The organism is Winkia neuii subsp. neuii DSM 8576 (assembly GCF_000420405.1).
In the GTDB taxonomy this organism is placed as follows: domain Bacteria; phylum Actinomycetota; class Actinomycetes; order Actinomycetales; family Actinomycetaceae; genus Winkia; species Winkia neuii.
On sequence record NZ_ATUW01000027.1, the window covers coordinates 1 to 2,109 of the forward strand.

Consider the following 2,109-nt stretch of genomic DNA (forward strand, 5'->3'; position numbering starts at 1 on the left):
CGTGGCAGTGACTTACTCTCCCACACTAAAAAGTGCAGTACCATCAGCGCTGGCAAGCTTAGCTACCGGGATCGGAACGGGACCGGGCGTGACCTTACCGCTATGACCACCACGAAAACCTATAACAACCACCCCAGCAACAAGCCGGGACACCCTTTTACCGGGCCGGTCGTATCGTGAACCGCACAGTGAACGCGAGCACCCCCGTCAACACCAAAAATGTTTCCAGAATGCCAAACAACAATAATATTTTGTTAGTAATCGGGATATTAGTACCAGTCAACTCAAACCCTCACGAGCCTTACATTCCTGGCCTATCAACCCAGTCATCTACTGGGACCCTCACACACCAAAAACAGTGTAAGGAGATCTAATCTCAAGGCAGGCTTCCCGCTTAGATGCTTTCAGCGGTTATCCCTCCCGAACGTAGCAAACCAGCCATGCACCTGGCGGTACAACTGGCACACCAGAGGTTCGTCCGTCCCGGTCCTCTCGTACTAGGGACAGGCCCCCTCAAATCTCCAACGAACGCAGCGGATAGGGACCGAACTGTCTCACGACGTTCTGAACCCAGCTCGCGTACCGCTTTAATGGGCGAACAGCCCAACCCTTGGGACCAACTCCAGCCCCAGGATGCGACGAGCCGACATCGAGGTGCCAAACCATGCCGTCGATATGGACTCTTGGGCAAGATCAGCCTGTTATCCCCGGGGTACCTTTTATCCGTTGAGCGACAACGCTTCCACAAGCCATTGCCGGATCACTAGTTCCTACTTTCGTACCTGCTCCACCCGTCAGTGTCACAGTCAAGCTCCCTTGTGCACTTACACTCAACACCTGATTACCAACCAGGATGAGGGAACCATTGAGCGCCTCCGTTACCCTTTAGGAGGCAACCGCCCCAGTTAAACTACCCACCAGGCACTGTCCCCAACCCGGATCACGGGCCAAGGTTAAGACAGCCAATCACACCAGAGTGGTATTTCACATTACGACTCCACCACACCTAGCGGCGCGGCCTCACAGTCTCCCACCTATCCTACACAAGAATAATCAACCACCAATACCAAGCTATAGTAAAGGTCCCGGGGTCTTTCCGTCCTGCTGCGCTAAACGAGCATCTTTACTCATAATGCAATTTCACCGAGCTCACGGTCGAGACAGCAGGGAAGTCGTTACGCCATTCGTGCAGGTCGGAACTTACCCGACAAGGAATTTCGCTACCTTAGGATGGTTATAGTTACCACCGCCGTTTACTGGGGCTTAAATTCACCCCTTCACCAGCAAAAACTAGTTAAGGGTTCCTCTTAACCTTCCAGCACCGGGCAGGCGTCAGTGCGTATACATCGCCTTACGGCTTCGCACACACCTATGTTTTTGATAAACAGTCGCTTCCCCCTGGTCTCTGCGCCCCAACCCCCACCAAAACCGAAAAAGTAATGTAAAAGGCCGGGTCCTCCTTCTCCCAAAGTTACGGAGGCATTTTGCCGAGTTCCTTAACCATGATTCACTCGCACGTCTTAGTATTCTCTACCAAACCACCTGTGTCGGTTTAGGGTACGGGCAGCACACCCTCTAACGCCGAGGCTTTTCTAGACAGCACAGAATCACCCAATATCCCCCAAAAACAGGGTCACCATCACACCTCACCCAAACACGAGCGGATTTACCAACCCGATAGGCCACATGCTTGAACGCCGCAAACCACCGCGACGCAAGGCTATCTAACTGCGTCACCCCTGTTAACACGCTTGACTACTACACACATCGGTCCCAAGACCATCCCAAAGAAAAACCAAAAAGGAAATCCCAAGAAACAATATTGGTTAGTACTATGCGCCTCGCCACTGAACGAGAATAATGCCGGTACCAGAATAAAAACTGGTTAACCATCGACTACGCCTGACGGCCTCGCCTTAGGACCCGACTAACCCAGAGCGGACGAACCTACCCCTGGAACCCTTAGTTATAAGACGGAAAAGATTCTCACTTTCCAATCGCTACTCATGCCTGCATTCTCACTCCCACACAATCCACCCCGGATCACTCCGAAACTTCACCTCATGCAGGACGCTCCCCTACCCAACCACAAACCAACCACCCAAAAAA

General features: G+C 52.4%; 2 rRNA genes. Both read right to left on the minus strand.

Annotated elements, in window-relative coordinates:
- Nucleotides 1-114 (minus strand): 5S ribosomal RNA (gene rrf, locus G437_RS0110370); the annotation flags it as partial.
- A 134-nt stretch (nt 115-248) separates the two neighbouring features.
- A 23S ribosomal RNA gene (locus tag G437_RS11540) occupies nt 249-2,109 on the minus strand; the annotation flags it as partial.